Source organism: Bacillus sp. J41TS8 (assembly GCF_018333035.1).
In the GTDB taxonomy this organism is placed as follows: Bacteria; Bacillota; Bacilli; order Bacillales; family Bacillaceae; genus Bacillus; species Bacillus paralicheniformis.
This window is the reverse complement of sequence record NZ_BORF01000002.1, coordinates 100,857-117,065: the sequence shown is the minus strand read 5'-3', so window position 1 is coordinate 117,065 and position 16,209 is coordinate 100,857. Positions and strand designations below refer to the sequence as shown.

Here is a 16,209-nt window from a genome sequence, read left to right as displayed (position 1 = left end):
ATTTTCATTTGTAGTATTTTAAAATTGTTTCATATGCAACAAAAAAGGAGTGATTGATCATGGATTTTGATGTATTGATTGCAGGCGGCGGCCCCGTCGGTCTGCTGACGGCTTCCGAGCTGGCTTTGGCCGGCGTCCGGACCTGTATTGTCGAACGGCTGAATGAGCCTTCTCCATTCTCAAAAGCGCTCACACTGCATCCTCGCTCAATCGAAATACTTGAAATGAGGGGGCTTGGAGAACGATTTAAGGAAATTGGCAAGCCGCTCGGTTCGGGGCACTTTGCAGGTCTGAAGACTGGATTGGATTTTTCTGCGCTTGACACGCGAGCCAATTTTACACTGTTCATCCCCCAGTACGAAACTGAGAAGGTGCTTGAGGAACACGCGAGGAATCTCGGTGTCTGCATCCTTCGCGGTCATGAAGTTCTCGCTGTCCGCGAGCATGAAGACACCGCCGAGCTTGTCGTCCAGGGTCCGGACGGCCTGTCCTTACTAACCGCTTCCTATATCGTCGGTGCTGACGGGGCCGGAAGTACCATCCGCAAGCAGGCGCGCATCGCTTTTTCCGGAACTGATGCGAATATCACCGCAATGCTTGGTGATGTGTCGCTTGAAAATCCGCCGGAATCGCATTTCTATACTTGCGTGAACCGTGAAGGCGGCGTTGTGATCGTGCCTTTAGACGGCGGCATTTTCCGCGTCCTCATAACGGCGCCGCATATGCCCCAAGCTTTGCTTCACGAGCCCGTCACACTGGAAGAATTAAAAAAAGAACTCAGCCGCATTTGCGGTACGGACTTTGGAATTAACAGCCCGGTTTGGATGTCCCGCTTCGGAAATGCCAGCAAGTTGGCGGAGCATTACCGTTCCGGCAGAATTTTTTTAGCTGGAGATGCCGCGCATATACATTTTCCCGCAGGTGGACAAGGTTTAAATGTCGGGCTTCAAGATGCGATGAACCTTGGCTGGAAGCTCGCAGCAAAGATCAACGGACGGTGTCCCGGCTGGCTGCTTGACAGTTACCATCATGAAAGACACCCTGTCGGCAAAGCGCTGATCGTCAATACACAAATCCAAACAAAGCTGTTTGATTTTACGCGTGAAGGGCTGTACCTCCGTGAATTGCTATCCAGCATACTCGGATTTTCAGACGTCAATCGCTATCTGGCAGAACAAATTGCAGCGCTCAGCGTGCAGTATGATGCAGATGAAAAAATGCCTGAACATGAGCTGAACGGTAAACGCCTGCCCGATATTGACCTGACCCTTTCAGATGGTACTGTCAAACGACTTTACACATTTCACCGCGATGGACGTTTCTTATTAGCAGCATTCGGAAAAGAACCGAAGGAATTTTCCAGACTGCCTCATGTCCGGCTTATGCAACTGAAAGCGATTGACGGACGGCCTGAATGGAATGGCGTAAAAGCAGCGCTGATCCGCCCCGACGGCCACATAGCCTGGGCTGTGGACGAATCCCTGGAAAACGCGGAGCAATTGATTGCCGATGGAATCCGCCGCTGGTGCGGAAACGCTTAATCTGCAATCTGTTTAACCATTTTGTTTCACGCGTAACAAAATGGTATAATCAAAGCAGAATAATCGATTAAAGGAGCCGGTTTTCTGCATGGAACATTTAACACACGCCAAACAAGAAATATTTGACCTGTACATCAGGCTCATTCATCAGCAGGAGCAGCAAGAAACCGTCATGAAAGAGCGCATCTCCGCAGAAATGAAAAAGATGGAGCGCGAATTCGGAGCTGAAATGAGACTCAATATGTCTGACATCCATACGATCAGCTGCATTGGCGACCACGAACCGATCAACGTCACCTCGATTTCCGAGAAGATGGAATTTTCAAAAGCGACGGTCTCAAGGATCACCGCAAAGCTGACCGAAAAAGGGCTCGTCAGCAAAACACAGCTCAGCGATAATAAAAAAGAAATCTACTTCCGTTTAAGCCATAAAGGGAGAAGCATCCATCACCTTCACCAGCGGGAGCACGATAAAATCGAACAAAGATTTAAACGATTTTTAAGCCGGTATTCATCTGATGAGATCCTTTTTGCCAGGGCTTTGTTTCGGGACTTATTAACGGCGGATTTTCTCGCGGATACAGAAAAGACATAGCCGAAGAAGGCTATGTCTTTTCTACGTATTCGCCCCCGTCTGCTCTTTTTTCGAACGGTGCAGGCGGATTTTATAAATCGAAAGGATTAAAACAGCTACGATCAGCCCTTCTCCAACCGGCAGAAAAACGCCGAAAAAAGTTAAAAACGTACAGCCTAATGCCAGAAAAAAGTAAATGATCGCCGTTTTCAACAGCGGCAGCCGTTTGGCGAAACCCAGTTTAAAGACGACCGCAGACAGGACGAAGATGGTGGCATAAAGCCACCACATTCCCGCCTCGGGATTCTGGTCCACTTTATAGAGAGCGGCAAAAAACGACAGCCGTTCACTTACATCAGTCAAAAAGATTCCCCTCCCCTTTGCTTAGTTGGGTTGCTCTTTTTTTAGGTTCTGCAAATATTACGACAATCCTGCCAGCTTTTTCTTTTTCGCTGCTTTTTCGCGTTCGTTTTTGTCGAGAATTTTCTTTCTCAATCTGATGGATTCAGGTGTGACTTCGCAGTACTCATCCTCGTTCAAGTATTCAAGCGATTCTTCAAGCGACATGATACGCGGTTTTTTCATGCTGACCGTCTGATCTTTCGTCGCTGAGCGCACGTTTGTCTGCTGCTTCATTTTGTTGATGTTGACGACAAGGTCGTTTTCACGGTTGTGCTCGCCGACGATCATGCCTTCATATACTTCTGTGCCCGGCTCGACAAAAATCACGCCGCGCTCTTCAACGCCTTGAATGCCGTAGGCTGAAGCTTTCCCGGTATCCATTGAGACAAGCACGCCTTGGCGGCGCCCGCCGACTTGCCCCGGCTCAACCGGCTGATAGCTGTCAAACGTATGATTTAAAATCCCGAAACCGCGTGTAAGGGAAAGGAATTCGGTTGAGTAGCCGATTAATCCGCGTGAAGGGACATTGAAAATCAGGCGGACTTGCCCGTTTCCGTTATTGATCATGTCGATCATTTCACCTTTGCGCGCACCCATTGATTCCATTACAGATCCGGTATGCTCTTCAGGCACATCGATTTGTACGCGTTCAACAGGCTCACAGCGAACGCCGTCGATTTCTTTAATGATGACTTCCGGCTTCGATACTTGCAGTTCAAAGCCTTCGCGGCGCATGTTTTCGATTAAAATCGACAAATGCAGCTCACCGCGTCCTGACACGATCCATGCGTCAGGAGATGGCGTCGGATCGACTCGAAGGCTGACATCTGTCTGCAGCTGCTGTTCAAGCCGCTCTTCAATCTTCCTGGCCGTGACATATTTTCCTTCGCGACCGGCAAAAGGACTGTTGTTAACCGCAAACGTCATTTGAAGCGTCGGTTCGTCAATGCGAAGAACCGGAAGCGCCTCTTGATGCTCAATCGGGCAGACGGTTTCTCCGACATTGATGTCTTCCATTCCTGATACAGCGACAAGGTCGCCGGCTTTCGCTTCTTCAATCTCGACTCTCTTCAAGCCCTGGAAACCGAAGATTTTCGTGACGCGGAACGGCTTGACAGAACCGTCAAGCTTCATTAAAGCAACTTGCTGTCCGACCTTCATCGTTCCTCTGAACACGCGTCCGATTCCGATACGGCCGACATAATCATTGTAGTCAAGCAGAGCCACCTGGAACTGCAAAGGCTCCTCATGGTTATCGACAGGACAAGGAATATGGTTGACAATCGCTTCGAATAAAGCCTCCATGTTTTCATCCTGCTGCTTCGGATCTGCTGACGCGGTGCCGTTGATCGCAGAAGCGTAAACAACCGGGAATTCAAGCTGTTCTTCATTTGCATCTAGCTCGATAAACAAATCGAGCACTTCGTCAACGACCTCTTCAGGACGGGCAAAATCGCGGTCGATCTTATTGACAACAACGATCGGCGTCAAGTTTTGCTCAAGTGCTTTTTTCAGCACAAAGCGGGTTTGCGGCATGCAGCCTTCATAAGCGTCGACAACAAGCAGAACGCCGTCGACCATTTTCATGATCCGTTCAACTTCCCCGCCGAAATCTGCGTGTCCCGGAGTATCCAAAATATTAATGCGTGTATCTTTATAATTAATCGCCGTATTTTTCGCTAAAATCGTAATGCCGCGCTCTCTTTCCAAATCATTGGAATCCATGGCGCGCTCAGCCACGTTTTCATTTGCACGGAATGTACCGGCCTGATGGAGGAGCTGATCCACCAGCGTCGTTTTTCCATGGTCAACGTGGGCGATAATAGCGATATTGCGAAGATCTTCTCGAAGTTTCACATTTTCATCTCCTAAAAAAATTCAGATAATCTTTCATATTATAACTGACAAACAAAGTTATTTCAATTTGTTTCAAATTTTCAGCTCCCATTGCCCCTTTCTATCCAGCGCGATTTTCTGTAAACTAACAGTAGACTTCATACTAAGGGGATGGAAAAACAGTGAAACAAATCAAATGGATTTTCTTATTATTCGCACTTGCTGCAGTGATCAGCATCATGATGATCGGAGTTGCAGTCGCCGAAAAAAGCGCAGCCGGCGTCGCAATCGCCATCGCGATTCTGATCGTCATTATGGGAAGCGGTTTTACACTGAAAAAAAGAATGCGCGAAAAAGGCCTGCTTGAATAGGAAAGAAGCCCCTACCGAATGAAGGGGCTTTTGATTTTATATCAAAAAACCGGCGGCTGGTTGCCGCCAGTTCTTATAAAAAGAATAAGTAAATCAAAAGCATCAGCAAGTAGCCCCCGCCAAACAGCGCTGCCCCTTTGAGAATCAGCCTTTGATAATACGCTTTCCTGAACTTTTGTTCTTCCGCTTCTTCTGCTTCCTTTGGCAATCCTCCGTCATCATGAAAATTGACAGGTTCCCTCATCATGTCGTACATTTCCCGGCAATCCTCGCATGTCTTAATGTGTGCGGCAACCAAACGTTCCGTTTTGCGGCTGCAATCGCCTTCTATGTATAAAGGCAGTAAATCTCTTACAAGATGGCATTTCATATTGTTAAACCTCCCTGCCTTCCAAGCTTTTTTTCAGCTCCAGGCGGGCCCGGTGAAGATTGGTTTTTACCTTTGACAGTTTCCAATTCAGCACTTCCGCTATTTCCTCGTATGACAGCTCTTGAAACTCTCTTAAAATGAGGACAGTCTGGTAATCTTCTTTCAGCCGGTCAATGTGATGTTTCAGCTCTTCCTGCATTATGGCGTTTGCCAAATGGCGCTCAGGCATTTCAAATGTGTGCTGTTCCATATCGCCGCAGGCCGCCACGTCGGAAAATTGGATTTTTTTATCTTTTCTGTACCAGTTGATAAACGTATGATGTGCGATCGTATACAGCCATGTTTTGATCGAGGAATGGCCCCTGAAAGACTCCAGGCCCGCAAAAGCTTTTAGAAACGTATCCTGCGCCAGGTCTTTCGCCGTCTCAAGCTGATGGGTTCGCCTGTACAAATAGTACATGATGTCATGATAATATTCCCTGTACAGTTCTTCAATCGTCTGTTTTTTATTGTGAGCCATTTAGAAAAAAACCACACCGTCATCCAAATCGATAGGAGCAGGAAAGCACCATATAACGAGTAAACAAAAATCTTGATATGAAGGAGCTTCTGATGATCATCTGTTTTTTGCATGCCGGGGAGCTCTCTATTCCCGGCTGCTGCCGCTTCAGCCTGATCCTGAAAAAACTGCTCATGCTCTTTCATCCAGATCATCGTTTCCTCTTCCAGTTCACTTTCTTGATAGAGCTCATACAAATCGATAAACACCGCTTTTTTTTCTTCATTTGTCATCAAAATGTTTCACCTCATCTGTCTCGGCATCAACCAAGTATGCGTCATGTTCATTTGAGCCGAACGGCTGGATGATGACAAGCCACGCATAACGGCTCTTTTGATCCCCGTCTGAAACGATTACAAGCTTCGTCCGTTTATGATAGACCAGCCCTTTTTGATAGCGTTCAGACACTTTCTGAAAAGCTTTTTCCCCGTCTGCATACGTGTAGGGGGGTTTTTCATCTGCTTTTTGAAAGTTTTTTCTCACCGTCAGATAAGCTCCCTCTTCATGTTTCGTCATGGTCCAGACCGTATTTAACACAGCATCGCTTTCTTTTTTCTGAAATTCTATCAGATCCTTTTCTAACTCCACCCTTTTCAGATTGGAAATGTCTTGATCAAATAATGAAAGCAAGCGTTTTTCAAGCTCTTGTCCGCGATAAGGCAAGGCGCTTTCAGATTTGATCGAAATAGCCGTTAATGCACCTGTTACAGGGTGGAACTCCATCCCCATTCCGTCACTTGTCTTTATGTTGATGGATGCCGAGTTGAGGCTGAATGGGAATAATAAATCAATATCTGTCAGCCGATAAGATGAGACGGGTATGCCCAGCTTACGATAGACGGCTTCAACTCCCCGCTCGATATCCTCACCAGAAACGCGGGCTTGGTTCACGCTTTCTAAGCTGTAAACAGACGCGTCCTCATGGAATCCCATCAGAGTCTCCTTCCGCCAAGTAAACCACATTGTGCTTAATTCAGGATCCTCGCATTCACGGTAAAATTCAACAGTAGCTTCGCCGTCATCACGGCTGACCTTTGCCTTGATTTGTTTGTCAAGTTCGCGGCCGTGTTCCCTTAGAAATTGCTTCGACCGCTTGATATATGCCTGACCGGACAGGATATTCCCGCTAGGCTTTTTTTGATTGTGATAATTGGTGATCATTCCCGTCCAGCCGTCAACGTCCGCATCGTAATCTTTCGTTTTGAAATGATAAACGTTATGAAAATCCTGGTTGGTAGCTGACAAATAGATAAAGCTCTCTGTCGGAAAAAACGAGCTGACAGTCTGCTTCGCTTCTTTAACCGAAACAGGCCGAAAATTGGCATCAACCACGTCTGAAACCTCCGGGTGTGAGATTGTAAAAGCGGCATCCGCCAAATTGTAAAAAGGATTGAGGTGAAGCGTGAAAAATACGGCGGTGCCCGCGGCTAAAACACGCTTCACCATCAACAAAGGCTTTCTCGAGTCATTCAGCAAGTGATATGTCATAAGAAAACCGATCATTGTCAGAAATACGTTCAGCGGAAAAAATTCGTATCCAAGCTTTTTGATGAAGAAACCGCCGATCGTCACAATATAAAAAATCAAAAGGAGAACGTAACGGTTTCTTTTCCAATAAAGCTGAAAAAACAAGCAGATCATCAGTCCCGGTATTCCGACAATCAACAACAGAACGAGCGGCAATTCTTCAAGCTCCTCCGCTCCAAATTCCTTCAAATAGGCGGCAAAGCTGAACAGCGATTGGAAAAGCGGCATCGCCATCACCGCAATGTCAAATGCAAAAAACAGCCCCTTGCCCCCTTTTTCCGCGAGTGTCATCATATAATGAAAAGAGACAAGCAAAATATAGCCGAACAGCAAAAACTGCATAAAAGGCAGAAGCGCATCTTGTTCGTCTATGTACAGGTTTGAAAACTCAGCGGCTTTCATTTGGTGAGCCAATTCAAACGAAAGGGCGCCAACCAGTATCAGCCTGAGAACGATGCCTGCATAAAAAAAGAGGCGCCGCCTGCACACTTTCGGATGAAATGACACGGCATACAAAAGGACAAGGCCTGTCACACACCACTGAATGACAAGCATGCTCTGTCTGCTTAAAACAAAATAACGTTCAAAATGGAGCACATAATCACTAAATAGTTCGATCAATTTCCACAATTCCTTTACATCAAATTAAGGCCTCATCTTTATAGACAAACGACGCTGCATATTGTTTCATAAAATCATAAAAAAAAGAGACCTGTTGTTAAACAAGTCTCATTGCAGCCTCAAGGGAAGGGGCAAAACCATGATCAAATATCGTTTTCCCTTTTCATCTTTTTCCGTTTTCAGCTGTTCAAATCCTGAACGGGCCAGCATGTTCAACCATTCGTCTTTCTCATAAGGCACTGCCGCAAACAACGCTTTATGCCCCTTTTCTCTCAAGCGTTTTCCGATCGTTTTGATCACTTCTTTTGCCCGGCCTTTTTTGCGGAAATCGGGATGGACAAGAAGCGTTCCGAGCCAAGGCTTGCCATTAGAAGGCGCCCATTCGAGATGAAAGCTGAGAGCCGCCGGCAGTCCCCCGTCTTCCCACACGAGCCATTCACCGTTATACATCGCATAAGCACTCATATAGCGTTCCAGGCTGCTTCCGTCAAGCTCTTCCTTCACCCACCCGGGGCTCGCTTCGGCCAGCTCTTCAAAAAAGGCGAGATCAGAAGAAGAGAAAGACCTGCTATTCATGCGGCAAATATTCGTCGAAAATCGCCCGGTGAGCTGCCGGATTGCCGGCTACGATGCTGTGGTTTTCAAGAAAATTGAGCGGTTTCCCGTCAATGGTTGTATATGTTCCGCCGACCTCGTCAAGCAGAATGCAGCCGGCAGCGTAATCCCAAGGAGCGAGCCTCATCGTCACATACACATCCATTCTGCCTGCCGCTACATAAGCGAGTTCCAAAGCCGCTGAACCGTATGAACGGGTCCCTCTGACGCGCCTGACAAGCGGGGATAATACGCTTGGATCGATCCGTCTGTTCTCGGTGATCCATGTCGCATTGATGGCCAGAATCGATTCCTCAAGCGGCACTTCTTTCATCTTGCCGAGCTTTGTATTGTTTATGTAAGCACCCTCGCCTTGAAAAGCATGATAAAGCTCATCGTGAGTTACATCATAAATCAAGCCGATTTTGCCTTTTCCGTTTTCAAAAATGCCGATTGAAATCGCAAAATTGCGTTTTTGATGAATAAAGTTCATCGTACCATCGATCGGATCGATGATCCAAACGACGCCGTCCAAAGATGTGAGCTTGTCCCCTTGGCCTTCTTCGCCAAGAATATGATGATCCGGAAAAACCGATTGAATTTTTTCAATGAAAAAACGCTCTGTTTCCTTGTCAATGTTTGTGACAAGGTCATTTGGATTCGATTTCGTTTCAATCGTCATCTTTTCTTTCATTGATTGCTTAATTCTCTGACCAGCTTCTTTCACCCAGCTTTTCGCCAGGCGATCGATTTCCTTCCAGTTTGTCATCACACTACCTCTTTTCTATGTATACCTGTTGATTTATTCATAGCATACTGATATTAACCGGGAAAAATCAAGAAAAATGACAAATATCCAGGCAGCCCAGATAAAAACGAACCTCTCAAACGGTTCGTTTTTATTATGGTTTCAACCATGTAATCTGATCCATTCTTTTCTGAGTCGTTCCAGTTTGCGCTTGCTCAACTCGATTTGGGTTTCATCCTTTTTTTCCATAGCTTCAAAAAGCGTTGCAAGTTCATAATCGACCTCAAGCCTCCAAACAGCGGCCCGATTGTCTTTTTCCTCTTTCAATCCTTGTTTTACTATTGGTTTCATGTGCCCTACGCCCCCTCCAGAGAAAATTGATTTCAAAAGGAATCCTTCTGGCTTTAAGTCCTAAGCGTGATATATATTAATTTCTTATTCATATCGTATGAAGTGCTCAAACATTCGCAACGTTATTCTAAAAATTGTGTGTTTACCTAACGATTCCCCAAATTCCGCAAGGCGAAACGTAATTTTTTGTTTGAAAAGCCGACTGTGATACAATATCTTTACTGATTGGACAAGGAGGAACACAATGAGCAGTCTGCGTTTTACTGAAGAGGATTTTCGTACATTTACAATAGAAGGTTTAGATGCGCGGATGAGCGTTCTGAAAGACACAGTGCGCCCGAAACTTCAAGGGCTCGGCGATCATTTTGCGCCTGTTCTGTCCGCTTTGACAGGAGACGAAATGTTTGTCCACGTCGCCAAGCACGCGCGCCGCTCAGTCAATCCGCCGAACGACAGCTGGGTTGCTTTCGCAAACAATAAGCGCGGCTATAAAAAGCTGCCGCATTTCCAAATTGGTTTATGGGAAACCCACGTTTTCGTATGGTTTGCATTGATCTATGAGTCCCCTCTCAAGCAGGAATACGGCCAGCTGTTTAAGAAGCATCTGCCGGATATTGAGAGCAGCATTCCAAGTCGCTTTTTCTGGTCGGCCGATCATACGAAACCGGATGCCAAGAGACAGTCTGAGATGAATGAAAAAGATCTGGAAAACCTGTTTGAACGGCTCGTCAACGTGAAGAAAGCAGAAGCGCTTTGCGGTATTCAGCTTTCTAAAGACGAGGTGCTGCATATGAGTGAAGAGGCGTTTCTATCCGAAATCGAAGCGGCTTTTGAAAAGCTCGCCTTCCTTTACCGCCTGACGCAGAAAGTATCGGTATAATCAAAAAGGGATGGCCGGTGGTGCCATCCCTTTTTGTTTTGGATTTTCTCATTACATTTTAATTTTCGTATCTTCCGTTTGTTCCTTTGCTTTTTTGACTGCTTGATACGGAGAGTAGTCGCTCGCTTCTTCAAACTGGCTGCACAGCTTTTTTTCCTCCGCTTTTCCCGGAACGATTTCTTTAAAGCGGCGGTAAGCACTCATCAGCACGTCTCGCTCTACGCCTTTTTCATAAGCGAGCTCAACCGCCTGAAAAAACGATATGACGTCTATCGCTTCCTCTGTGCTCCAGTCTTCATTCATCGGATATTGGTACCCTTCTTCCATTTGGTTCATCTCCTTGTGCAGTTCAGCCTGACGGCTTGTATAGCTTTAGTATTGGTTCTCTTTTTTGCGACTATCCATAGGGACCTAGAAGCCCCTTACAGGAAAGATGATAAAATGTTCTTTACATTCTTTCAAGAACATAATATAATTCATTTGTTTTATGCCATCAAGCAAAAACGCAAAATAACTCAACGATTTTTGATAAAGATTAGTCTTTAAGGAAATAGCAGGTTTATCATGAAGGTGGGAAAACAATTGTTGCAGCACGAAACACCCCTATATACCGGATTAAAAAAACACGCCGGCAAAAACCCAATCCAGTTCCATATACCGGGGCACAAAAAAGGCTCTGGGATGGACCCTGAATTCAGGGAGTTTATCGGAGAAAATGCATTAAGCATAGATTTAATCAACATCGAGCCTCTCGACGATCTGCACGCGCCGAAAGGAATAATCAAACAGGCGCAGGATCTGGCGGCTGAAGCATTCGGAGCCGACTACACGTTCTTTTCCGTCCAGGGAACGAGCGGCGCCATCATGACGATGGTCATGGCCGTATGCGGACCCGGAGACAAAATCATCGTCCCGAGAAATGTTCATAAATCGGTGATGTCAGCGATCGTCTTCTCAGGCGCCGTACCGATCTTCATCCATCCGGAAATCGACGATGAGCTGGGGATTTCACACGGGATCACCCCTGAATCAGCGAAAAAAGCGCTGCTTGAGCATCCTGACGCAAAAGGACTGCTCGTCATCAACCCGACTTATTTCGGCATAGCTGCAGACTTAAAAAGCATCGTCGAGCTTGCTCATTCTTTTCATGTCCCGGTGCTAGTTGACGAGGCGCACGGCGTTCATATCCACTTCCATGAAGATCTGCCTCTTTCGGCAATGCAGGCCGGAGCGGATATGGCGGCGACGAGCGTTCATAAGCTCGGAGGATCCCTTACACAAAGTTCGATTCTCAATATGAAAGAAGGTCTGGTTTCAAAGGAAAGGGTGCAATCGATTTTAAGCATGCTGACGACGACATCGACCTCCTATCTATTGCTCGCTTCGCTTGATGTCGCCAGAAAACGCTTAGCCACAGAGGGACACGAACTGATCGAACAAACGATTAAGCTCGCCAACGAAACAAGGGAACGCATCAATGATATCAACGGGATTTCATGCGTCGGGAGGGAAATCCTCGGCTCCAAAGCGGCTTTTGACTATGATCCGACCAAGTTGATCATATCTGTGAAAGACCTCGGCCTGACCGGTCATGATGTGGAAAAATGGCTGCGCGAGTCATGCCAAATCGAAGTGGAGCTTTCTGACTTATACAACATCCTGTGCATTTTTACACCGGGAGACCGGAAAGAGGATGCAGATGCGTTAATTAAAGGATTAACCGAGATTGCTCAACAGGCCGCTTCATCTGCGGAAAACAGACGCAAGCCTGAAGTGCTTCTGCCAAACATTCCGGCGCTTGCGATGACACCGCGTGACGCTTTTTACGCAAACACGGAGATCATTCCGTTCAAAAAAGCAGCTGGCAGAATGATTGCCGAGTTTGTTATGGTTTATCCGCCAGGGATACCGATCTTCATTCCGGGCGAGATCATTACCGAGGATAATATCAACTACATCGAAAAGAACCTGGAAGCTGGGCTGCCTGTTCAGGGACCGGAAGATGACACCCTCCATATGATCCGCGTTATTAAAGAACAGCAGGCAATCCTGTAAAAACATAAAAGCATGCGGCACTGTAAATGGCCGCATGCTTTTTTCTATTCTTCCTCTTTAAGATGGCAGTTGCACTGTCCGCACGTTCCGTAAAGTATCGTCACTTTCTCATCTTCAAAATGCTGAATGGTTTCATTGCAGTCTTGACAAACGATCGTGCCCATCTTTCATTCCCCTTTTCTTTTCAAAATGGAAGCGTTTAAATTTGTTACCCCTATAATATTATGTCACATTAATATTGTCAACGGTAAATTGTATAACACATTTAAAACATTTTTGCTCTTTTTCTAAAAAAAGGCCATCATGTTATATATGTATTCCTGCTTAAGGTATAAGCAGAACGCTTCCCGGCTGATTCCGACGATGTACCCATCAAACACGCTCAACCTACAACATCTCATAAATAAAACGGCAGTTATCAATTGTGTAACAAATGGGTAACAACGAAAAATTATTTCAATTATCATGATAAAATAGGAATTGTTTACTAATCGAACAGGAAAATCGGCTTGCATTATATAGAGAGGTGAAGAGACGTCATGTGGTTTCGAGCGATATTCACCGCCGCAATTTGTTTCCTTTTTTTGACGAGTGGATGTTCTTTATCTCACATCATGCCTGACCAGCAGCATCAAAGCACCAATCACCGCCACCTCAAGCTCATCTTTTTTTCCGATGACGAGCATATGGAGCAGGAAGTGGCTTATTATGATGCGCTTTTGGATTTAAAAAAAGAATTTCCCGAACAGGTTTCAAGTATGGAAATTTCACATGATAAAGGCGAGTGGAAAAAAGAGGTTAAAGTCTTTCCAAGCTTGCTGCTTGTTAATGATAAGAAAGTACTGGTTAAAATTGAAGGAAAAATAAAAGATAAAGATAAAATTGTAAGGCTTCTTCAAAAGGAATTGAAACATTAAAAGCCCCCTGTGCATGTGCAAGGGGATTTTCTATCTTGAGCAATTGCTAAAATACATAAAAAAACCCCCTGCTGGGGGTTTTTCATTTAATTATTTTACAACGTGAATCGGCATGCCAATGGCAACTTCTGCAGCTTCCATTGTAATTTCTCCCAATGTAGGGTGAGCATGGATTGTCATGGCGATATCTTCAGCAGTCATGCCTGCTTCGATTGCCAAGCTCAGCTCAGAAATCATGTCAGAAGCACTTGCTCCGGCAATTTGTGCACCGATGACTAAACCGTCTTCTTTGCGTGTTACAAGTTTAAGGAAACCGTCAGTTTCGTTTAATGACAGCGCACGTCCGTTTGCAGCAAACGGGAATTTGGCTGCAGTCACTGCAAGACCTTCTTCTTTAGCCTGTGCTTCAGTGTAACCCACAGATGCAAGTTCAGGCTCAGAGAAGACGACCGCAGGAATTCCGAGATAGTCGATTTCCGCTGCTTCTCCGGCAATCGCTTCAGCAGCGATTTTACCTTCATAAGAAGCTTTATGTGCAAGCGGAGGACCTTCGATGATGTCACCGATCGCATAGATGTTCGGAATGTTTGTACGGCATTGTTTGTCCGTTTTGATGATGCCGCGGTCCGTCATTTCAACGCCTACTTGTTCAAGTCCAAGCTCGTCCGTGTTTGCAACGCGGCCGACAGTGACAAGTACGTAGTCCGCATCGATTGTTTGCTCTTCGCCTTTCACTTCGAACGTAACGGTTACGCCGTCAGCTTTTTCTTCTACGCCTTTAGCCATAGCTTTTGTATGGATTTCAACGTTGCCTTTTTTCTTCAGGTTGCGTTTAACAAGAGAGCTCATTTGCTTCTCAAAGCCTGGAAGGATTTCTTCTCCGCCTTCAAGAATGACAACTTCAGTGCCGAAGTTTGCATATGCAGTACCGAGCTCAGTTCCGATGTAGCCGCCGCCGATGACAACGAGCTTCTTAGGAATTTCTTTCAGTGCAAGCGCGCCTGTTGAATTCAGTACGCGGTCGCTATATTTGAAGTTTGGCAATTCGATAGGGCGAGAACCCGTTGCAATGATCGCATTTTTGAACGTGTATGTCTGAGCTGAATTCTCATCCATCACGCGTACAGAATTGCTGTCTACAAAGTACGCTTCGCCTTTTACGATGTCGACTTTGTTGCCTTTCAGAAGGCCTTCAACACCGCCAGTAAGCTTATTAACGACAGAGGCTTTCCATTCTTGAACTTTTGTAAAGTCAACTTTTACGTTTTCAGCAGTGATCCCCATCTCTTCAGAATGCTTTGCATTCTCATAGCGGTGGCCTGCATTGATCAGCGCTTTTGAAGGGATACATCCGACATTCAGACATACGCCTCCAAGATTGCCTTTTTCAACGATTGTTACTTTTTGTCCAAGCTGAGCAGCGCGGATGGCAGCTACATAGCCGCCAGGTCCCGCACCAATGACAAGAGTATCTGTTTCAATAGGGAAATCTCCTACTACCATTACATTACGCCTCCATTAAAATTAATTGTGGATCGTTCAGCAAACGCTTGATGTGATTTAATGCGTTTTGTGCAGTTGCGCCGTCGATCATACGGTGGTCGAAGCTTAGAGAAAGAGCCAGAACAGGTGCAGCGACGATTTCGCCGTCACGAACGACAGCTTTCTCAGCGATGCGGCCGATTCCAAGGATTGCAACTTCCGGATGGTTGATAACCGGTGTGAACCATTGACCGCCGGCAGAGCCGATATTCGTAATTGTGCAAGAAGCGCCTTTCATTTCAGCAGGAGCAAGTTTGCCGTCGCGTGCTTTTGTCGCAAGTTCGTTGATTTCATTTGAAATCTCAAAAACAGCTTTGCGGTCCGCATTTTTAACGACCGGCACAAGCAGGCCTTTGTCAGTGTCTGCCGCAATACCGATGTTGTAGTAGTGCTTCTGAATCACTTCATCTGTATTGTCGTCAATTGATGTATTCAGGACTGGATATTTTTTCAGAGCTGATGTTAAAGCTTTTACCACGTAAGGCAGGTAAGTCAGCTTAATTCCTTGATCAGCCGCAACTTGTTTAAACTGCTTGCGGTGAGCGACAAGGTTTGTCACATCGACTTCGTCCATTAGTGTAACGTGTGGAGCGGTATGTTTTGAGTTGACCATAGCTTTTGCGATGGCTTTGCGGATTCCGCTCATTTTCTCGCGTGTTTCAGGGAATTCGCCTTCAGGCACTTGAACCGCCGCTGCAGGTTTTTGTGCAGCAGGCTCTGCTTTTTCTTCAGCTTGAGCAGCCTGAGCGTTTCCGGCAGTTCCTCCGTTTAAGAAGCTGTCGATATCTTCTTTCAGAACGCGGCCGTTTTTGCCCGAACCTGAAACATTCACGATATCAACGCCTTTTTCACGGGCATACTTGCGTACAGATGGCATTGCAATGACGCGCTTATTCGGATCTGCATCCGCTTGCTCGTTTGCTTCCGCTGCTTCTGCTGGTGCATCAGTTTCTTGTTTGTCAGCTTCTTCCGCTTTCGCTTCGCCTGATTCGTCGCCTTTGAATTGAAGATCTTCGTAACCTGGTGCATCAAATGTGATGATTGTCTGCCCAACGGTTGCGACTGTTCCCTCTTCAACTTTTAATTCTAATACTTTTCCTTTAACAGGTGAAGGAATTTCTACAACTGCTTTATCGTTTTGGACCTCTGCCAAAACGTCATCTTCGTTTACCTCGTCGTTTGGCTTGACGAACCATTTTACGATTTCGCCTTCGTGGATTCCTTCCCCGATATCCGGAAGTTTAAATTCAAATGCCACAGTTTTCGACCTCCTAAGATTATTACGTAGTTGATATAATGGTCAGCCTGCTTATTTAGGCTG

Annotated in this window: 18 protein-coding genes; 6 read left to right on the top strand and 12 right to left on the bottom strand. The window is 45.9% G+C overall.

The features are described from left to right. The first annotated feature begins 59 nt into the window (after window positions 1-59). Both KI350_RS04070 and KI350_RS04065 read left to right on the top strand, forming a co-directional pair. Complete coding sequence (locus KI350_RS04070) at window positions 60-1,541, top strand: monooxygenase (protein ID WP_212930439.1); 1,482 nt, start codon at window positions 60-62, stop codon at window positions 1,539-1,541. Window positions 1,542-1,629: 88 nt separating this feature from the next. Then, entirely contained in the window at window positions 1,630-2,136 is a 507-nt protein-coding gene (locus tag KI350_RS04065) for a MarR family transcriptional regulator (protein ID WP_016885783.1), read from the top strand. 21 nt (window positions 2,137-2,157) lie between these two features. Here the strand turns inward: KI350_RS04065 and KI350_RS04060 are convergent, their stop codons facing one another. Both KI350_RS04060 and typA read right to left on the bottom strand, forming a co-directional pair. After that, window positions 2,158-2,478, bottom strand: coding sequence for a YlaH-like family protein (locus KI350_RS04060; protein ID WP_003181448.1), 321 nt, complete (start codon window positions 2,476-2,478; stop codon window positions 2,158-2,160). 57 nt (window positions 2,479-2,535) lie between these two features. Further along, window positions 2,536-4,374, bottom strand: coding sequence for a translational GTPase TypA (gene typA, locus KI350_RS04055; protein ID WP_003181446.1), 1,839 nt, complete (start codon window positions 4,372-4,374; stop codon window positions 2,536-2,538). Window positions 4,375-4,535: 161 nt separating this feature from the next. Here typA and KI350_RS04050 point away from each other — a divergent pair, with 161 nt between their 5' ends. Then, window positions 4,536-4,724, top strand: coding sequence for a YlaF family protein (locus KI350_RS04050; protein ID WP_003181444.1), 189 nt, complete (start codon window positions 4,536-4,538; stop codon window positions 4,722-4,724). 73 nt (window positions 4,725-4,797) lie between these two features. Here KI350_RS04050 and KI350_RS04045 read toward each other — a convergent pair whose 3' ends face one another. The 6 genes from KI350_RS04045 to KI350_RS04020 form a co-directional block, all read right to left on the bottom strand. Further along, window positions 4,798-5,094, bottom strand: a complete 297-nt coding sequence (locus KI350_RS04045) for an anti-sigma factor family protein (RefSeq protein WP_003181442.1) — start codon at window positions 5,092-5,094, stop codon at window positions 4,798-4,800. A gap of 4 nt (window positions 5,095-5,098) precedes the next feature. Beyond that, on the bottom strand, window positions 5,099-5,614 hold the full coding sequence (locus KI350_RS04040) for a sigma-70 family RNA polymerase sigma factor (protein ID WP_003181440.1): 516 nt from the start codon (window positions 5,612-5,614) through the stop codon (window positions 5,099-5,101). 261 nt (window positions 5,615-5,875) lie between these two features. Further along, window positions 5,876-7,801, bottom strand: a complete 1,926-nt coding sequence (locus tag KI350_RS04035) for a hypothetical protein (RefSeq protein ID WP_044790043.1) — start codon at window positions 7,799-7,801, stop codon at window positions 5,876-5,878. A gap of 108 nt (window positions 7,802-7,909) precedes the next feature. Then, entirely contained in the window at window positions 7,910-8,377 is a 468-nt protein-coding gene (locus tag KI350_RS04030) for a GNAT family N-acetyltransferase (protein ID WP_016886442.1), read from the bottom strand. Next, window positions 8,370-9,164, bottom strand: coding sequence for an inositol monophosphatase family protein (locus KI350_RS04025; protein ID WP_016885786.1), 795 nt, complete (start codon window positions 9,162-9,164; stop codon window positions 8,370-8,372). Before KI350_RS04025 ends, KI350_RS04030 begins: the two co-directional genes overlap by 8 nt. A gap of 141 nt (window positions 9,165-9,305) precedes the next feature. Beyond that, complete coding sequence (locus KI350_RS04020; protein WP_003181425.1) at window positions 9,306-9,494, bottom strand: hypothetical protein; 189 nt, start codon at window positions 9,492-9,494, stop codon at window positions 9,306-9,308. 244 nt (window positions 9,495-9,738) lie between these two features. Between KI350_RS04020 and KI350_RS04015 the strand changes: the two genes are divergently transcribed. Next, a complete protein-coding gene (locus KI350_RS04015) occupies window positions 9,739-10,374 on the top strand; it encodes a YktB family protein (RefSeq protein WP_003181424.1) in 636 nt (211 codons plus the stop codon). Between the two features lie 51 nt (window positions 10,375-10,425). Here KI350_RS04015 and KI350_RS04010 read toward each other — a convergent pair whose 3' ends face one another. After that, window positions 10,426-10,701, bottom strand: coding sequence for a UPF0223 family protein (locus KI350_RS04010; RefSeq protein ID WP_003181422.1), 276 nt, complete (start codon window positions 10,699-10,701; stop codon window positions 10,426-10,428). A gap of 255 nt (window positions 10,702-10,956) precedes the next feature. Between KI350_RS04010 and KI350_RS04005 the strand changes: the two genes are divergently transcribed. Continuing rightward, a complete protein-coding gene (locus tag KI350_RS04005) occupies window positions 10,957-12,429 on the top strand; it encodes an aminotransferase class I/II-fold pyridoxal phosphate-dependent enzyme (protein WP_025804456.1) in 1,473 nt (490 codons plus the stop codon). A gap of 44 nt (window positions 12,430-12,473) precedes the next feature. Here the strand turns inward: KI350_RS04005 and KI350_RS04000 are convergent, their stop codons facing one another. Beyond that, a complete protein-coding gene (locus KI350_RS04000; RefSeq protein WP_003181418.1) occupies window positions 12,474-12,593 on the bottom strand; it encodes a GapA-binding peptide SR1P in 120 nt (39 codons plus the stop codon). A 522-nt stretch (window positions 12,594-13,115) separates the two neighbouring features. Here KI350_RS04000 and KI350_RS22940 point away from each other — a divergent pair. Continuing rightward, window positions 13,116-13,346 carry a hypothetical protein gene (locus KI350_RS22940; protein ID WP_223307093.1) on the top strand — a complete coding sequence of 77 codons (231 nt, stop codon included), beginning with the start codon at window positions 13,116-13,118 and terminating at the stop codon, window positions 13,344-13,346. A gap of 90 nt (window positions 13,347-13,436) precedes the next feature. Here the strand turns inward: KI350_RS22940 and lpdA are convergent, their stop codons facing one another. Beyond that, window positions 13,437-14,849 (bottom strand): dihydrolipoyl dehydrogenase, encoded by a 1,413-nt coding sequence (gene lpdA / locus KI350_RS03990; RefSeq protein ID WP_020451247.1) that lies wholly within the window; start codon window positions 14,847-14,849, stop codon window positions 13,437-13,439. 4 nt (window positions 14,850-14,853) lie between these two features. Continuing rightward, a complete protein-coding gene (locus KI350_RS03985) occupies window positions 14,854-16,146 on the bottom strand; it encodes a dihydrolipoamide acetyltransferase family protein (protein ID WP_026579774.1) in 1,293 nt (430 codons plus the stop codon). Between the last annotated feature and the right edge of the window lie 63 nt (window positions 16,147-16,209).

Bases quoted from the DNA above. Each gene is read 5' to 3' on its own strand.
- KI350_RS04065 (WP_016885783.1), top strand. From the start codon at position 1,630: ATGGAACATTTAACACACGCCAAACAAGAAATATTTGACCTGTACATC.
- KI350_RS04030 (WP_016886442.1), bottom strand. From the start codon at position 8,377: ATGAATAGCAGGTCTTTCTCTTCTTCTGATCTCGCCTTTTTTGAAGAG.
- KI350_RS04010 (WP_003181422.1), bottom strand. From the start codon at position 10,701: ATGGAAGAAGGGTACCAATATCCGATGAATGAAGACTGGAGCACAGAG.
- KI350_RS04025 (WP_016885786.1), bottom strand. From the start codon at position 9,164: ATGACAAACTGGAAGGAAATCGATCGCCTGGCGAAAAGCTGGGTGAAA.
- KI350_RS04040 (WP_003181440.1), bottom strand. From the start codon at position 5,614: ATGGCTCACAATAAAAAACAGACGATTGAAGAACTGTACAGGGAATAT.
- lpdA (WP_020451247.1), bottom strand. From the start codon at position 14,849: ATGGTAGTAGGAGATTTCCCTATTGAAACAGATACTCTTGTCATTGGT.
- KI350_RS04020 (WP_003181425.1), bottom strand. From the start codon at position 9,494: ATGAAACCAATAGTAAAACAAGGATTGAAAGAGGAAAAAGACAATCGG.
- KI350_RS04070 (WP_212930439.1), top strand. From the start codon at position 60: ATGGATTTTGATGTATTGATTGCAGGCGGCGGCCCCGTCGGTCTGCTG.
- KI350_RS04045 (WP_003181442.1), bottom strand. From the start codon at position 5,094: ATGAAATGCCATCTTGTAAGAGATTTACTGCCTTTATACATAGAAGGC.
- KI350_RS04015 (WP_003181424.1), top strand. From the start codon at position 9,739: ATGAGCAGTCTGCGTTTTACTGAAGAGGATTTTCGTACATTTACAATA.
- KI350_RS22940 (WP_223307093.1), top strand. From the start codon at position 13,116: ATGGAGCAGGAAGTGGCTTATTATGATGCGCTTTTGGATTTAAAAAAA.
- KI350_RS04000 (WP_003181418.1), bottom strand. From the start codon at position 12,593: ATGGGCACGATCGTTTGTCAAGACTGCAATGAAACCATTCAGCATTTT.